This window comes from Lactobacillus taiwanensis (genome assembly GCF_017894345.1).
In the GTDB taxonomy this organism is placed as follows: Bacteria; Bacillota; Bacilli; order Lactobacillales; family Lactobacillaceae; genus Lactobacillus; species Lactobacillus taiwanensis.
Genome location: NZ_CP059276.1, coordinates 205430 through 219792 on the forward strand (window position 1 = coordinate 205430; position 14363 = coordinate 219792).

The window sequence follows — 14363 nt, forward strand, 5'->3', positions numbered from 1 at the left end:
AAAAAAGAGATTTGTATCAACAATAGGTACAAATCTCTTTTTGGTATATATTTTAGTTTTTACTAAGCTAGTGAATCCCAAGCAGGAAGTGGAGTTGGCTTGCTTTCTGCGAGTTTCTTTTGGTCGTCGGTTAAGAATTCTTTTCTAACAACTACTTCATAAACAAACTCATCAAACCATTTATCGCTCATTGTGAAGTAGCCCTTACGGCCTGACTTTTCACTCCATGAGTTTTCAACTTTCCACTTACGGATTTCACCCTTATCTAAGTCGACACCAACTAAGGTCATAGCATGACTAACTTCACCTTCGCCAGTAGCTAATCTTTCAGCCTTAGTCATGTAAGTATCAACATCAAATAATTCGTCAGTCTTATATAATTCAGTATCTAAGTAACCAGTCTTGCGGTCCATTTCTTTCAAAACATCATTGCCAAACCAAACACTTTCGCCATCCTTTAATTGTTTAATAGCAGCGTCTTTTAAGTATTCGATTGGAACATTTAAGAAGGTAATCGGAATACCGCCATTAACATTGTCTTCAAATGGAAGAGAGTAAAGCTTACCATATTCATGATCTGGTGCATTAGTTAAACAAACATAATCTTCAAAGTTAACATCCCAGTATTTATTAAAGAATTCAACTGGAGTTAAGTCCTTATCTAAGTGAAGCTTTTTATCATCGTCTCGATATTCTAAGTCAAAAGTCTTAGGTGGTTCGCCAACAGCAATTGCAGTCATGCGGTAAATTTCGCTTAAGAATTCTTTACGCTTCTTTTCAACTTCGTCAGTTTTACCTTCTTGAACTAATTTACGTAAAACTAGGGCATCTTTTCTTTCCTTACGAGCTAAAGCATCAGCTAAGCCAGCAGTGTGGTTAGTATTAAAACTCTCAGGCATTGCATTAGTTGGTACAACACCGTATTTTTTAACTAACGAAGCAGCCATTGCCCATTGACCACCATCTGAGCCAGCAAAGTTCATATAGGCTTTAACAGTACGATCATCTAAAGGCTTATCAGCAGAATCAATAATTGCATCGTAAAAAATATTTGCACGTTCAATCTTATCCCAGAAGAAGTTGTAAGCTTGAGATAAAGTAAAATTCTTAGCCTTATACTTTTTACCAAAGTCGTGACGTAAAGTATTCAAAGTAGCAAATAACCAGCAACGACCTGATTGCATTTGGTTAGTAACATTATCAGTTTCTACTTCAACAGAGAAGACATCGTTTAAGCGGTTAGTAACTGCTGGATTAAATGAAGCTTCTAGCACTCCAGAACGCATAGCAGCACGAGAAACAACTTCATTACGTGAATTATCGAAGTCACTGCGGAATTGATCAATTTCTTGTAGGGTTAATTCGTGAGACATATAATTTTACACTCCTTTAATTTTTTTATCATGTTTTTCATTATATTTACTATACAGCAAATAATGATTTAATACACTAATTTTGTGAATGAAAGTAGCTTTCATAAGTATTTCAATAGACGTTATGAAGTATAATATTTATAACAATATCGGAGGGAAGAACTATGAAAAAGAATATTTTTGTATCAGGAATTACCCTAATGACAATGCTTTTAGCCGTAGGTTGCAGTAATAATGCAAGCCAGTCTAACACTAATAATGAAGCTAAAAGTACTAAGACGAGCCATAAAAAGAGCCACAAAGCTAAAAAACATACAACTAAGAAAGATAAAACTGATATAGATACTGATAATTCAGAAACTACCAGCTCAGATAAAAAGACTGATAAGAGCAGTGAAAATTCCAAGAGTAGTACTAGTAAGAAGACCAGTCAGAATGGATCAGCAAGCTCTAATTCGTCTAATTCAAATGAAGTAGAAAAATCAAATAATTTAAATGGCTCATCCAATTCTTCAGCATCTAATACTCAAAATAATAGTGGTCAAAGTGCCGCATCAGCTAATAACTCTTCAGATACCATGTTTAACAAGATGGTTTCTAATACTATTAAAGAAAACGGCTATTCAAGTAGTTATGGACCAGATAATTTTACGTTAATTGATGGTGGTAATGGACAATATTCTTTAGCTGAGAAGTCAACTGGAACAATTGTTGGTCATTATTCTGTAAAGAATGGTGATCTTTACAAGCAAGATGTGATTACTGGAAATGATGTTAAGGTTAAATAATGGTTTATTATCAAAAAATGACGCCTGAAGGCTATCAAGAAATTAAAGACGAGATAGCCCGCTTAAAAAAAGATCGGCCACGGAGAATTAAAATCTTACAAGAAGCTCGTAGTATGGGAGACTTATCGGAGAATTCTGAATATACTACCGCTAAGATGGAATTAGGGCATTTACAAAGTCGTTTGCGCTATTTAGATAAGCAATTAAGATATTCAGAAATTATTCAAAAAGATGAAAGTGGAACTATTGATTTAGGATCAAATGTTACTTTGCTTTTTGATGGTGATGATGAAGCTGAAAAATATCGTATTGTTGGTAGAATGGAAGCAGATTTAGCTAAGGGAAAGATATCCTTTGATTCGCCTTTAGGGCAAGCCTTAATGAAGCAAAAAGCTGGTGCAACGGTAACCGTTGAAGCACCAGCTGGAAACTACGATGTTAAGATTATTGCAGTAAACTAAAAAACATCTCGCGTAAGCGGGATGTTTTTTATAAGCAATAGTACTATTCAATAGTAATTGTATTTTCCTTATCTTCTTCAGTTAATTTTGGCAAGGTAATGGTTAAAACGCCATTAATATCTTTTGCGGCAATTTCTTTAGAGTCAACATCAGGGATGCGGTAACTTCTTTGAATGTGACCAACGCTTCTTTCCCGGTGAAGAAGATTGCCATTCTTGTCATCTAAGTTATCAAACGAATCACGGCTACCTGAAACATTTAAGACACCATCTTTATATGAAACCTTGATATCTTTCTTATCCATTCCAGGCATGTCAACTTTAACAATATAATCCTTATCAGTTTCTGCTACATCAGATTGCATAATGTTCTTAATTGAACTGTCATCAAAAAAGTCTTTTGGAAAACTAAACCAATCGCTTAATTGATCCATCATATTATCATTGTTACGATTCTTCATTATTTCGTTTGCCATAATAAAACTTCCTTCCATTACGCTCTCTACACTGTTTATTGTAGTAGGTTAGGATAGAATGTAAATTATTTAGCACTCTGGCACATTAACTGCTAATTTGGAAGAAAAAAATAAGATTTAGTATACTTGCTAAATTCTATTTTAAATTACTAATCTAAGTCTTTACCGTTAGATTCAATGACTTTCTTATACCAGTTAAATGAATCCTTCTTTGAACGTTCTAGTGTTCCTTCACCCTTATCATTCTTGTCAACATAGATGAAGCCGTAGCGTTTGTCCATTTGACCAGTTCCAGCTGAAACTAAGTCAATGCATCCCCAAGGAAGATAACCCATCAAGTCAACACCGTCTAAAACAACAGCCTTTTCCATTTGTTCAATGTGTTTTCTTAGGTAGTCAATTCTGTATGGATCGTGAACTGAACCGTCAGCTTCGCGCTTATCGTAAGCACCGAGACCATTTTCAACGATAAATAGTGGCTTGTGGTAGCGGTCAGTTAGGTGGTTAAGAGAGATTCTCAAACCTTCTGGATCAATTTCCCAACCCCAGTCACTACGCTCTAAAGTAGGGTTTTCTACGATCGCTTTTTGTAAGTCAGTTAATTCATCTGGTTTAACTTTCTTACTTGAAACAGTAGTGGATTGATAGTATGAGAAGCCAACGTAGTCTACTGTACCTTCTTTTAAGGCAATCTTATCTTCTTCAGTAATATCTGGACGATAACCATTTCTTTCAATGTAATCTTCAACAGCATTTGGATATTCACCGTTAACGTGTACATCGGAGAAGAAGTCACGTCTTTGTTCAAATTTATCAGCAAGTAAAACATCATCTGATGATGAAGTTAAAGGACGAACAGGTGAGTAGTTAATCATACAACCAATTTGGAAGTCGGGATTAATCTTGTGACCTTCTTTAACTGCTAAAGCAGAAGCAACTAATTCATAGTGGGCAGCTTGATACATAGCAGCTTCTTTTTCTTTATCGCCCATTCCATTATTAAACAAGATACCAGAGTTAGTAGCCATTAAGAAGTCATTGTTAAAACTAGATTGATTATCAATTTCGTTGAAAGTCATCCAGTATTTAACTTTGTTCTTGTAGCGCTTGAAACAAACACGGGCAAAGCGAACGAAGTAATCAATTAATTTACGGTTAGTAAAGCCACCATATTCTTTAACTAAGTGATATGGAATTTCAAAGTGAGAAAGGGTAATTACAGGTTCAATTCCATATTTATGACATTCGTCAAATAAGTCATCATAGAACTTAAGCCCTGCTTCATTTGGTTCTTTTTCGTCGCCCTTAGGAAAAATTCTAGTCCAAGCTATTGAAGTACGGAAAGCCTTAAAGCCCATTTCCGCCATTAACTTAATATCACCTTTGTAGTGGTGGTAAAAATCAATTGCGTCATGGTTAGGGTAGTTCTTACCAGGAATAACACCATCAGTAATTTCACGTGGCTTAGTTGCTGATCCTACTGTCATAACGTCAGCAACTGACATTCCCTTTCCATCTTCATCCCATGCACCTTCAAGTTGGTGAGCGGCAACAGCGCCGCCCCATAAAAAGCCCTCAGGCATAGTGTATCCAGTCATATTCAATACGTCCTTTCTAAAGTAAGCGTTTTCGGAATTCATTCTACAAATTAAAAACTCAATTGTAAAGCGTAAAAGTATAGAATTTTATTTTTTATAAGAAAACAGTTATTATTGTTGCAAGCGGTTTCATAGTGGAGTATTATACAGGTGTTGTCTGAATTGTTCAGGAACAATATTGAAAGGACAGATACAATAATGACTAAAAAAGATCAGAGTTTAGAACAAAAGAAACATGACATGAGTGTAAGATCTATAAATTTTAGCCGCTATTTAATGATTCGTTATTTTTCTGCGGCGTTCTTATTCACTAATCTATTTTGGTTAGTTTTTGCAATTTGTTACCACGATATTGTTGCTTCGATAATTTCAGGATTATTATTTGTTTTATTATTAATAGCTTCAGTAGAGCAGATAAGTAAGTGGAATGTTAAAAATACTGACTTGAAATTTACCCAACTGTATTATCAACTGCAGCTAGCTGCAAATGTAATCTTTGCTATAGGTTGCTATTTACCATTTGGAAAGATTCTATTTCCTTTTATGACTACAAATGATGTCGCAAATGTGATCTTTACAATTTTAATTATTGGAATATTAGGATCCATCTTAATCTTAAGAAGAATTAGCAACATTCAAAATGGTCGCGACAAATATGCAGGAGCAATTAAGACATTTGAAAGTAATAGACAGTAGGACAAATTGAGGGGGATGTACTATGTCTGACACTGCGCAACCATCATTTAAAAATAAAATGATGAAGATACTCGGCAAGTTCTCAGGTTCACGTTTTGTACGTGCAATTATGGGTGCTGGTTATTCCATTATTGCCTTTTCTATCATTGGATCAATGTTTTTAGTTTTAACGGTTTTACCACAAGTTATTACTGCTAAAGGATTTGTAGATTTTTACAATAATACCATCGGTCGTTTTAGTAATATGTACACAGTTATCTATAATGCGACTATGGGGATTATTGCAATTTTCTTTGCTGGTTCATTTGCATATAATTATGCAGATATTTACCGTAAAGAAGAGAATTTGCTACTTGATCCATTAAACGCTGTTTTCTTAACTTTAATGGGCCTATTCATCACTGTTCCACAATTGGTTTGGAAAAGCGGCAGCACAATTTTTATAAATATTTTAAAAAATAATAATGTAATAGCAGGAGGATATAGTGTATCTGGTTCTGGGTTGACCAGAATCGGTGCAACTGGTATTTTTACTGGCTTAGTAGTTGCTTGGTTAACGGTTCAAATTTATCGTTTCTGTATTAAACATAATTGGCGCATTAAGATGCCAGCATCTGTTCCATCTGGTGTGGCAAATTCATTTTCTGCATTAATTCCAGGATTTGTCGTTGCATTTACAATTGGTATTATTGATATCATTTTAATTGTTCTAGGTACTGATATTTTCCAAGTACTATATATTCCATTTTCATTTATTTCTGCTATTGCTGATACTTGGTGGGGATTCTTAATCGTTATCTTCTTCATTCACTTTTTATGGTGGTTTGGTATTCATGGTGCTACAATTACATCAAGTTTCTATCAAGCAATTGTTTTAGCAAATATGGCAGATAACGTAAAAGGTGGATTCCATGTATTTGCTGGTGACCCAATAAACGCATTTGTTACTATTGGTGGTTCTGGTGCTACTTTAGGTATGGCAATCTTTATTGCATTTTTGGCTAGATCAAAGCAATTGAAAGAACTAGGTAAGCTTGAATTGATTCCCGCAATCTTTAACATTAACGAACCATTAATTTTTGGATTACCTATTGTTTATAATGTGGGTCTATTTATTCCATTTATTTGTGCACCACTTGCTTCTGGTGCTGTAGCTTATGTTGCAATCGCAACGCACATGGTTCCTAAAATTATTGTTCAACAACCATGGCCAACTCCAGTTGGATTAAGTGGTATGATTGCAACTGCTAGTTGGCAAGGTTTCGTTCTTTCGGTTGTATGTGCTGTAGTAGCATTTTTAATTTGGTTCCCATTTATTAGACACTACGATACAGCGATTTATAAGAAAGAACAAGCTGATGCTACTAAAGCATAATTAAAAAGTATATGCTTTTAAAACCTCGTAGTTTAAAATATAACTATGAGGTTTTTTATTTTAAGGACATAGTAATGAAAAAATATGAATTAGTTGCGGATAAAATAAAAGCTTATATTACCAAAAACAAACTTCATCATGGAGATAAATTACCAACAATTACCGAATTAATGAAAGAATATCAGGTTGGTAAATCAACGATCTTACAGGCGATTACGTTGTTGACTCAACGAGGAATAGTTTATAAAGTTCAAGGTTCTGGAGTTTTTGTCAGACCGACTGGGCGAGATGGATATATGTCACTAACAGACAATGCTGGTTTTGCTCATGTATTAAAAAATCCTAGTACGGAAGTCATTGAGTTCTCAGAGAAAAAAGCGCCTAGTCCTCTAAATGAGTATCTTCATTCTGATGAAGTATGTTACTTTATAAAAAGATTGCGCAGACAAGAAGGTAAGCCATTTGTTTTGGAAGAATCATATTATCCTAAGAGCATTATTCCGTTTATGAGTAAGGAAATTGCTGAAGGATCGATTTTTGACTATATCAAAGATGGTTTAAAGAAAGAAATTCGTTTCTCTGATAAATATATGCGTGTTAGAAAGTTAACTGCTGATGAAGCAAAGTATCTAGAATTAGAAGAAGGAGATCCCTGTTTAGAAGTTTATGATACTTTCTATTTAGCTAATGGAACTCCTTTTGATAGTTCTAAGTTGGTATACAATTATCAAAATTCTAAATTCTATGATCAAAGTTCTGATGACATTATTTAAAAAAATAGTCCTAATCTCAAACTATCGTTGTTTGAGACTAGGGCATTTTTGTTATTTTGCATATGTGAGCACATTATTTTTCATTTGTTTTAATTGCTTTTTAGCGCCTTGCTTTAATTGCCAGTTGTAAAACCAAGTACCGATATTAGAATGTTTCTTTTCGTCATAGCTGAGAACATCTTCTTTAAAAATAATCTGACAACCTTGAGGTGTATCGGTTAAATAGTAGCCAATTTTAACATCTATTTTAGGTGACTTGAAAACTGAAACATATTTTTTACCGAATTCATATTCAGTGATTTCGGCTTTCACATTTCTTTGTTGATATGTTGTTCCTGCAGCAATTTTAACAGGTAAGTCATTACCACGAGCTTTTTTAATTGCTTGAGTAAGCTGTCTATCTAGGTAATTAAAGAAATCTCTTGCTTTAAAGTTTGCTTGTTCTTTGATTGTAATCATTTTGTTTGTCTTTCTCTATCTATCTTGTCAAAAAAAGAGAGCCTAGAAATGCTAGGTTCTATTTTGCTTTTAGTCTAAATCTTCACCATGTGATGCAATAACTTTTTTGTACCAGTTAAAGGAATCCTTAGGATATCTCTTTAATGAGCCGTTACCTTTGTCATCGCGGTCTACGTACACAAAGCCGTAGCGTTTCTTCATTTCACCTGTTCCATTTGATACTAAATCAATTGCTGACCACATCGTGTAGCCCATTAAAGGAATGCCATCTTCATTAACTGCTTCTTCCATTGACTTGATTTGGGCACGAAGATAGTTAATGCGGTAATCATCATGAACCTTATGATCTTCAGTTAATTCATCACCCCAACCAAGACCATTTTCAACGATAAAGAGGGGCTTGTGGTATCGATCCCAAAGGTCATTTAAGGCAATTCGTAATACATCTGGGTCGGTTGCCCATCCCCAGGCATTATAGTCAAGATAAGGGTTCTTAACGCCGCCTGCGGAAACATTACCATTAGCTTTAGCATCAGCTTCATGAGTAGTGAGGACATTAGAGGTGTAACAAGAAAAGCTGAGAAAGTCTGCTGGATAGTTTTTAATTAGCTCATAGTCTTCTGGCTTATCATCAAGTTTGATGCCATCACGTTCATATTGTTTTAAACGATATTCAGGGTAACGACCACCAGTTTGAACATCTGAGTAAAAGAGCATTTCTTGTTTAGCTTTCATAACTAAAATTTGATCAGCTGGATCAGCAGTATAAGGATAGTAAGCAGAGTAGGCAAGCATTTGACCAACCTGGTTGCTTTGATCAATTTCATGAGCTAATTTAACAACTTTACTACTTGCTACAAATTGATTATGAGCCCCTTGAGCACGATTTTGTTTACTTCCATCAATTAGACCTCCGCCCATATAAGGAGCCATATCCATCGCATTAATTTCGTTAAAAGTAAGCCAGTACTTAACCTTACCCTTGTAGTGATTCATGACGATATCTGCATAGTGAACAAAGATATCAATCATTTTTCGATCTTTCCAGCCACCAAAACGGTTGATTAAAGATAGGGGAGTTTCATAGTGCGAAAGAGTTACTAAAGGTTCAATACCATATTTAGCACATTCATCAAAAACCTTGTCGTAGAAGGCTAATCCTTCTTCATTTGGCTTTTCATCATCCCCATTTGGCAAAATACGTGACCAATTTAAAGATAAACGGAACATATTAAAGCCCATATCAGCCATATATTTAATATCTTCTTTATAGTGGTGGTAGAAGTCTGTTCCTTCATGACTAGGGTAATAGTAATCATCTAAAAGAGCTGGTTTTGCACCTTCAGGCAATTTGAATTCGTTTCCCCAAGTCATTGCAGTGGTACCAGTTTTGCCGTCTGGTGTTTTCCAAGTAACTTTCCTTGGTTCGATAGCAGAGCCGTTAGTTAAGACATCAATTGCATTTAATCCTTTACCACCTTCTTGATAGCCACCTTCATATTGATTAGCAGCACTAGCACCGCCCCAGTAAAAATCTTTAGGCATTGAGTAGGTTTTAGTCATACTTTTTTCCTTTCTTAATTTGTTTAATTTTATAAAAAAAGTTCTAGAATTGCTCTAGAACTTTTACTTAAAAGCTGTTTGTTTCCAAAACGACGTAATTTCGTTCATCGTAGCGATTGCGGCTTGTTGAATATTCAACTGGTTGACCATTGTTTAACCACACGATCTGTTCAAGCTCTAGGATTGGGTCATCCTTTTTAGCTTGAAGATATTTTTGATCCCAATCATCAGCTTTAGCAGCTTTGATTTTACGATATGCAACGCTAAATTTTAGTTTTAAATCATGATGAAGATAATTATAGATAGAATTGTGTAAGATATCTTCATTTAAATTCGGAACTAAATTAACGGGCATAAAAGTATGTTCAAGAATTAGAGGTTTACCTTCAAGTCGTCTTAAGCGCCGAATATTGTAAACAGGGTCACTAGCTTTTATTCTTAGGTAATGTTGAATATCTTCATTTGGAAATTCGACATTAAATTCGATGATATCACTAGTAACTTCATCTGATCCCAGTAAATTAGCCAATCCACTAAAAGCATTTGCTGGTGAATCAAACTTATCTTGAATTGGAACTGGACCTAAGACAAAAGTACCTAAACCAGATTCTTTATAAACGAGTCCTTTTCTTTGCAGCCCATCTAAAGCTTTTTTAACAGTTAAACGGCTTACGTGTAATTCTTCTGCAAGTGTTTTTTGGTCAGGAAGGGGATTTTGTGGTTTATAGACTCCATCTTCAATTCTTTTTTGTAGAATTCGAGCAACTTTTAAGTATTTCGCTTCTGCAGTCATTATTTTTCAGCCATTTTTTTGTAAACAGCTACTACTTCTTTTGCTAAGTCAATAAAAGTAATGGCTGTCATTAAGTGGTCTTGTGCATGAACCATGTAAAGGTCAACTTTTACGTGATTACCTTGTGCTTCTTGGGTTAACATATCGGTTTGAACGTTGTGAGCATTTACTAAACCTTCGTTTGCTTGCTTAATAAACTCATCAGCCTTTTCAAAATCGCCTTTTTTAGCAGCTTGGATTGCTTGCATAGCAGCAGCCTTTGCATTACCAGCTTGCATAATAATTCCCATTACAACTTGCATGTTATCGCTATTTTCTTGTGCCATAATTTTAATTCTCCTAGATAGTATTTTTAAAATAAAAGATGCTCCTGACAATATTTTATTTTACTATGTCAGCAAGCATCTCCCATAAATTATTTTTGTTTTAATTCTTGAATTCCTTGATCAATTGCGGCATCGCAATCAATTGGTAGTTGCAACATCATTTTTCCATCTAGTTCAAGACCCTTAGGAACCTGAATCACACCTGGGAAATGATAGCCATGATGGGCTTTAGTTTCATTATCTACATAGATAGAAACTTGCCCATCTGCACTAACTCCAATTTTAAAGTGATGTCCATCGCGATCGAATTCATTAACAATTTTTACTTCGTCATTCATTTTGACTATTTGTCGCCCATTAATTCTTGAGCAGTTTCAAGAACATGTTCACCATTCATCATACCGTAATCTTGCATGTTAATGACTGTTAATGGAATGCCTGCTTCATCAGTGATCTTTTTAACACTATCTTCCATATATTGAACTTGAGGTCCAAGCATTAATACATCTGGGTGTTCCTTATCAATTTCATCTTGGATACCTGATGCTGCAGTAGCAAAGATCTTATAGTCTTTACCTTTTTCCTTAGCTGCGTTTTGCATCTTTGATACCAAAAGTGAAGTTGACATACCTGCTGAACAAGCTAACATAATAGTTTTATCTGCCATAATAATTATCTCCTTTGTAAATACAATTAGGTGTTTTTCAGTGTTTGAGTGTTGATCTATAAATTAAATGTATGCACTTTCATCATTGAAAGCATTTACATTATAGCACTATTTTAATTATAAGTGTCAATTAATAACTAAAAAATTATTTACCTTCAGCTTCGTCTTTCTTAAGCGTTGCAGCTTCTCTTTGAACCAAGATCTTGTCGTATTTTCTAGCAAATGGCCAGTAGATCAAGGTTGAAATTACTAATGTACATGCTTGCCAAATTGCCATCTTCCAGCCACCAATTAGGAAACCAGAAATAACAGCAGGCATTGTCCATGGACAAGCAAAACCGTTAAGAGGAGGAACAATACCGGTTTTAATTACAAAGTAAGTTGAAATTGCAACTACAACTGGAGTTAAGAAGAATGGGATTGCTAAGAATGGGTTCATAACAATAGGTAAACCAAATAGGAATGGTTCGTTAATATTAAAGATACCAGGAACTAATTCAACTTTACCAATTGAACGTAATTGTGCTGATTTAGCAGCAATTAAGATAAAGATAATTAAACCTATAGTAATACCTGAACCAGTTAAGTTAATGAAGTTGTTGTAGAATTCGTTAGTAACAACGTGGGCACCGTTAGCGATAGTTAACTTACCGGCCTTGTATAATTGAGCGTTATCGAATGAGTTGGCCTGAAGCATTGGACCAGCTAAGGAACCAACAATCAAACCACCGTGAACACCAAAGAACCAGAAGAATGGTACTAAGAATCCAATAGCGATGGCACCACCAAGTGAATCTGAAATACCTTGAAGTGGAATTTGAAGAGTCTGGTAGGTCCATTGTAAGAAGTCTGAACCAGTAGTTAACTTAAAGCCTGCGTAAATAAGCATAGTACCAATTAAGATAATTCCTGATGGAATCATAGCAGTAAATTGGTTAGAAACAGCAGCTGGAACTTGTTCAGGTAACTTAATAGTCCAACCTTTTTTCATAATAGCTGAGTAAATCCAGCCGACTAATAAACCAACAATAATTGCAGCGATCATACCGTCTCCGCCAAGCCAGGTAATGTTAAATACTCCTGTAACTGGAGATTCTAAGAATGTTTGTAAAGCGTGTGGTAACTTATCAATATTTTCAGTTACTGCTTTTGCACTCATTCCACCGTCAATACCTTTAGCCATGGCATTCTTTAATGGGCTGTCAATAGTTAAAGTTTGAAGCATTAAGAATGCGGCTAGTGAAGTAAGACCGGGAGCTAATGGTTCATATCCTTCATTTTTAACATAAATGTAGGCAATACCAACTGATGCCCACATAGCCATGATACTAAAAGTAGTAGTGTAGGCTTGGTTAAAGAAGGCTCCCCATCCGGAACTATTAATTGCATCAGCTACAGCTGGAATAGGAATATTTCCTAAAATTAAGAAAATAGATCCAATAAGAATAAATGGTAAAGTATAAATCATACCATTTTGTAAAGCTTGGATAGCCTTAGTATTAACAAATTTCATTACTGGAGGCAGTATGCATTTATTAACAAACACACTAAAGCCTGATTGTTTTTGTTCGCCCATTATATTTCGTCTCCATTATCTTTTAATACTTTTTGGAACCAATAAAATGATTTCTTTGGAACACGTTTTAAATCTTTTAAGTCATGATTTGAACGGTTGACATAAACAGCACCGTAACGCTTTTCCATATCGGCATGTGAACTTGGAATGTCGATTAATCCCCAGCCTAGATAACCTAAAACTTTAGCTCCATCTAAGAACATGGCATCTTTCATAGCCTTAATATGTTCCTCGTGGTAAGCAATACGTTCATCATCTTCGATCATATGCTCACCATCCCAAGTTTCTTTTAGGCCGATTCCGTTTTCAATTGGGAAAACTGGAATCTTGTAATGGTTATACATAGTGGTAATAGCGTTTCTAAAACCAAGTGGATCAATTGTCCAGCCCCAAGCATTTGTCTTGAGATACTTGTTTTCTACACCGCCATAATTCATGTAACGGTTAGGTGCAACGTCAGCAGGAATTTTATCAGCTGAAACTGTCCAAGAAGAATAGTAACTAAAAGCTAAAAAGTCAGCTTTTGCTTTTTTCATTTCTTCTTTATCATCTTCGGTTATATCCCAACTAATATTATGTTCTTTAGCATATTGCATCACTTCTGGTGAATAACCGCGACCAGTATCTGCATCATAAATATTGAAATTCAAAAATTCTTGAATTTGTTTTGCTGCCCAAACATCAGTAGACTTTGAAGTTTCAGGATAAATTTGTTGGAAGGCAAGCATTCCACCGATTTTTACATCATCATATTTTTCATGGATGTAATTAGCTAATCGAATATGACTGATCATGGTGTGGTGAAAGATGGTATACATATCATCTAAAGTTTTATCACCTTTTTCATAACCGGAGATGTTAAATACTTCATCTTGGAAATAAAGATTGTGTTCATTGAAAATAATCCAGTACTTAACTCGATCTGAAAAATGATCAATCATCTTTTTGCCGAATCTAACAAAAGCATCAACAACATGGCGTGACATAAAACCGTTGTATTCTTTAGCTAGGTGTAGTGGCATGTCAAAGTGATAAAGACAAATCATTGGCTCGATTCCGCGATCAAGCATGGCATTTACTAATTTGTCGTAAAATTCAATTCCCTTAGGATTAAAATCCCCGTCTCCCTCGGGACAAACTCTTGACCATGAAATTTGAATACGATACATATTCATATTCATTTCTTTCATTAGGTCTAAATCCTCATCATAACGATGGTATTCATCAATCGCGCTGTGCCAGTCTGTAGTATTTTCTGTAGCAGGTCGTACATCGTAAACTGATAAGCCTTTACCGTCTTCATCCCAGGCGCCTTCAGTTTGCATACTTGAAACTGAATTGCCCCAGAAGAAGTCTTTAGGCATTTTTTGCTTATTCATAATATTCCCTCTTTGTAATCGCTTACATATTTTACATGTATAAATATAAGCTTATTTAAAA

Annotated in this window: 16 protein-coding genes; 5 read left to right on the plus strand and 11 right to left on the minus strand. The window is 35.0% G+C overall.

Annotated elements, in window-relative coordinates; genetic code table 11:
- Positions 1–62 precede the first annotated feature (62 nt).
- Positions 63–1373 (minus strand): C1 family peptidase, encoded by a 1311-nt coding sequence (locus tag H1A07_RS00980; protein WP_057718097.1) that lies wholly within the window; start codon positions 1371–1373, stop codon positions 63–65.
- Positions 1374–1537: 164 nt separating this feature from the next.
- Between H1A07_RS00980 and H1A07_RS00985 the strand changes: the two genes are divergently transcribed.
- Positions 1538–2161 (plus strand): hypothetical protein, encoded by a 624-nt coding sequence (locus tag H1A07_RS00985; protein ID WP_094498889.1) that lies wholly within the window; start codon positions 1538–1540, stop codon positions 2159–2161.
- The gene (gene greA, locus H1A07_RS00990) at positions 2161–2622 is read left to right on the plus strand and encodes a transcription elongation factor GreA (RefSeq protein ID WP_210145108.1); all 462 of its coding nucleotides are present in this window, start codon (positions 2161–2163) and stop codon (positions 2620–2622) included. The genes H1A07_RS00985 and greA overlap by 1 nt, the downstream gene beginning before the upstream one ends.
- 43 nt (positions 2623–2665) lie before the next feature.
- On the opposite strand, the gene H1A07_RS00995 is transcribed toward greA, so the two are convergent.
- The gene (locus H1A07_RS00995) at positions 2666–3097 is read right to left on the minus strand and encodes an Hsp20/alpha crystallin family protein (protein ID WP_210145109.1); all 432 of its coding nucleotides are present in this window, start codon (positions 3095–3097) and stop codon (positions 2666–2668) included.
- A gap of 149 nt (positions 3098–3246) precedes the next feature.
- Positions 3247–4695, minus strand: a complete 1449-nt coding sequence (locus tag H1A07_RS01000; RefSeq protein WP_210145110.1) for a 6-phospho-beta-glucosidase — start codon at positions 4693–4695, stop codon at positions 3247–3249.
- 198 nt (positions 4696–4893) lie between these two features.
- Here H1A07_RS01000 and H1A07_RS01005 point away from each other — a divergent pair, with 198 nt between their 5' ends.
- The 3 genes from H1A07_RS01005 (at position 4894) to H1A07_RS01015 (ending at position 7539) form a co-directional block, all read left to right on the plus strand.
- On the plus strand, positions 4894–5391 hold the full coding sequence (locus H1A07_RS01005; protein ID WP_210145111.1) for a PTS cellobiose transporter subunit IIA: 498 nt from the start codon (positions 4894–4896) through the stop codon (positions 5389–5391).
- Between the two features lie 22 nt (positions 5392–5413).
- Positions 5414–6766, plus strand: coding sequence for a PTS cellobiose transporter subunit IIC (celB, locus tag H1A07_RS01010; protein WP_210145112.1), 1353 nt, complete (start codon positions 5414–5416; stop codon positions 6764–6766).
- A gap of 74 nt (positions 6767–6840) precedes the next feature.
- A complete protein-coding gene (locus tag H1A07_RS01015; protein WP_210145113.1) occupies positions 6841–7539 on the plus strand; it encodes a GntR family transcriptional regulator in 699 nt (232 codons plus the stop codon).
- Positions 7540–7590: 51 nt separating this feature from the next.
- Here the strand turns inward: H1A07_RS01015 and H1A07_RS01020 are convergent, their stop codons facing one another.
- The 8 genes from H1A07_RS01020 to H1A07_RS01055 all read right to left on the minus strand — a co-directional run bounded on the left by H1A07_RS01020 (position 7591) and on the right by H1A07_RS01055 (position 14302).
- Complete coding sequence (locus H1A07_RS01020) at positions 7591–7998, minus strand: DUF3284 domain-containing protein (protein ID WP_210145114.1); 408 nt, start codon at positions 7996–7998, stop codon at positions 7591–7593.
- A 69-nt stretch (positions 7999–8067) separates the two neighbouring features.
- Positions 8068–9561 (minus strand): glycoside hydrolase family 1 protein, encoded by a 1494-nt coding sequence (locus H1A07_RS01025; protein ID WP_210145115.1) that lies wholly within the window; start codon positions 9559–9561, stop codon positions 8068–8070.
- 67 nt (positions 9562–9628) lie between these two features.
- Positions 9629–10354 (minus strand): GntR family transcriptional regulator, encoded by a 726-nt coding sequence (locus H1A07_RS01030; protein ID WP_210145116.1) that lies wholly within the window; start codon positions 10352–10354, stop codon positions 9629–9631.
- Complete coding sequence (locus H1A07_RS01035; RefSeq protein ID WP_004898685.1) at positions 10354–10680, minus strand: PTS lactose/cellobiose transporter subunit IIA; 327 nt, start codon at positions 10678–10680, stop codon at positions 10354–10356. The genes H1A07_RS01030 and H1A07_RS01035 overlap by 1 nt, the downstream gene beginning before the upstream one ends.
- An 89-nt stretch (positions 10681–10769) precedes the next feature.
- Positions 10770–11018, minus strand: coding sequence for a hypothetical protein (locus tag H1A07_RS01040; protein ID WP_210145117.1), 249 nt, complete (start codon positions 11016–11018; stop codon positions 10770–10772).
- 5 nt (positions 11019–11023) lie between these two features.
- Positions 11024–11347 (minus strand): PTS sugar transporter subunit IIB, encoded by a 324-nt coding sequence (locus tag H1A07_RS01045; RefSeq protein ID WP_057718083.1) that lies wholly within the window; start codon positions 11345–11347, stop codon positions 11024–11026.
- A 145-nt stretch (positions 11348–11492) separates the two neighbouring features.
- Positions 11493–12923 (minus strand): PTS sugar transporter subunit IIC, encoded by a 1431-nt coding sequence (locus tag H1A07_RS01050; RefSeq protein ID WP_094496062.1) that lies wholly within the window; start codon positions 12921–12923, stop codon positions 11493–11495.
- Entirely contained in the window at positions 12923–14302 is a 1380-nt protein-coding gene (locus H1A07_RS01055; RefSeq protein WP_210145118.1) for a glycoside hydrolase family 1 protein, read from the minus strand. Before H1A07_RS01055 ends, H1A07_RS01050 begins: the two co-directional genes overlap by 1 nt.
- Positions 14303–14363: the final 61 nt, after the last annotated feature.

Bases quoted from the DNA above. Each gene is read 5' to 3' on its own strand.
- H1A07_RS01030 (WP_210145116.1), bottom strand. From the start codon at position 10,354: ATGACTGCAGAAGCGAAATACTTAAAAGTTGCTCGAATTCTACAAAAA.
- H1A07_RS00980 (WP_057718097.1), bottom strand. From the start codon at position 1,373: ATGTCTCACGAATTAACCCTACAAGAAATTGATCAATTCCGCAGTGAC.
- H1A07_RS01025 (WP_210145115.1), bottom strand. From the start codon at position 9,561: ATGACTAAAACCTACTCAATGCCTAAAGATTTTTACTGGGGCGGTGCT.
- H1A07_RS01020 (WP_210145114.1), bottom strand. From the start codon at position 7,998: ATGATTACAATCAAAGAACAAGCAAACTTTAAAGCAAGAGATTTCTTT.
- H1A07_RS01005 (WP_210145111.1), top strand. From the start codon at position 4,894: ATGACTAAAAAAGATCAGAGTTTAGAACAAAAGAAACATGACATGAGT.
- greA (WP_210145108.1), top strand. From the start codon at position 2,161: ATGGTTTATTATCAAAAAATGACGCCTGAAGGCTATCAAGAAATTAAA.
- H1A07_RS01040 (WP_210145117.1), bottom strand. From the start codon at position 11,018: ATGAATGACGAAGTAAAAATTGTTAATGAATTCGATCGCGATGGACAT.
- H1A07_RS01000 (WP_210145110.1), bottom strand. From the start codon at position 4,695: ATGACTGGATACACTATGCCTGAGGGCTTTTTATGGGGCGGCGCTGTT.
- celB (WP_210145112.1), top strand. From the start codon at position 5,414: ATGTCTGACACTGCGCAACCATCATTTAAAAATAAAATGATGAAGATA.
- H1A07_RS01035 (WP_004898685.1), bottom strand. From the start codon at position 10,680: ATGGCACAAGAAAATAGCGATAACATGCAAGTTGTAATGGGAATTATT.
- H1A07_RS00995 (WP_210145109.1), bottom strand. From the start codon at position 3,097: ATGGCAAACGAAATAATGAAGAATCGTAACAATGATAATATGATGGAT.
- H1A07_RS01050 (WP_094496062.1), bottom strand. From the start codon at position 12,923: ATGGGCGAACAAAAACAATCAGGCTTTAGTGTGTTTGTTAATAAATGC.
- H1A07_RS00985 (WP_094498889.1), top strand. From the start codon at position 1,538: ATGAAAAAGAATATTTTTGTATCAGGAATTACCCTAATGACAATGCTT.
- H1A07_RS01015 (WP_210145113.1), top strand. From the start codon at position 6,841: ATGAAAAAATATGAATTAGTTGCGGATAAAATAAAAGCTTATATTACC.
- H1A07_RS01045 (WP_057718083.1), bottom strand. From the start codon at position 11,347: ATGGCAGATAAAACTATTATGTTAGCTTGTTCAGCAGGTATGTCAACT.
- H1A07_RS01055 (WP_210145118.1), bottom strand. From the start codon at position 14,302: ATGAATAAGCAAAAAATGCCTAAAGACTTCTTCTGGGGCAATTCAGTT.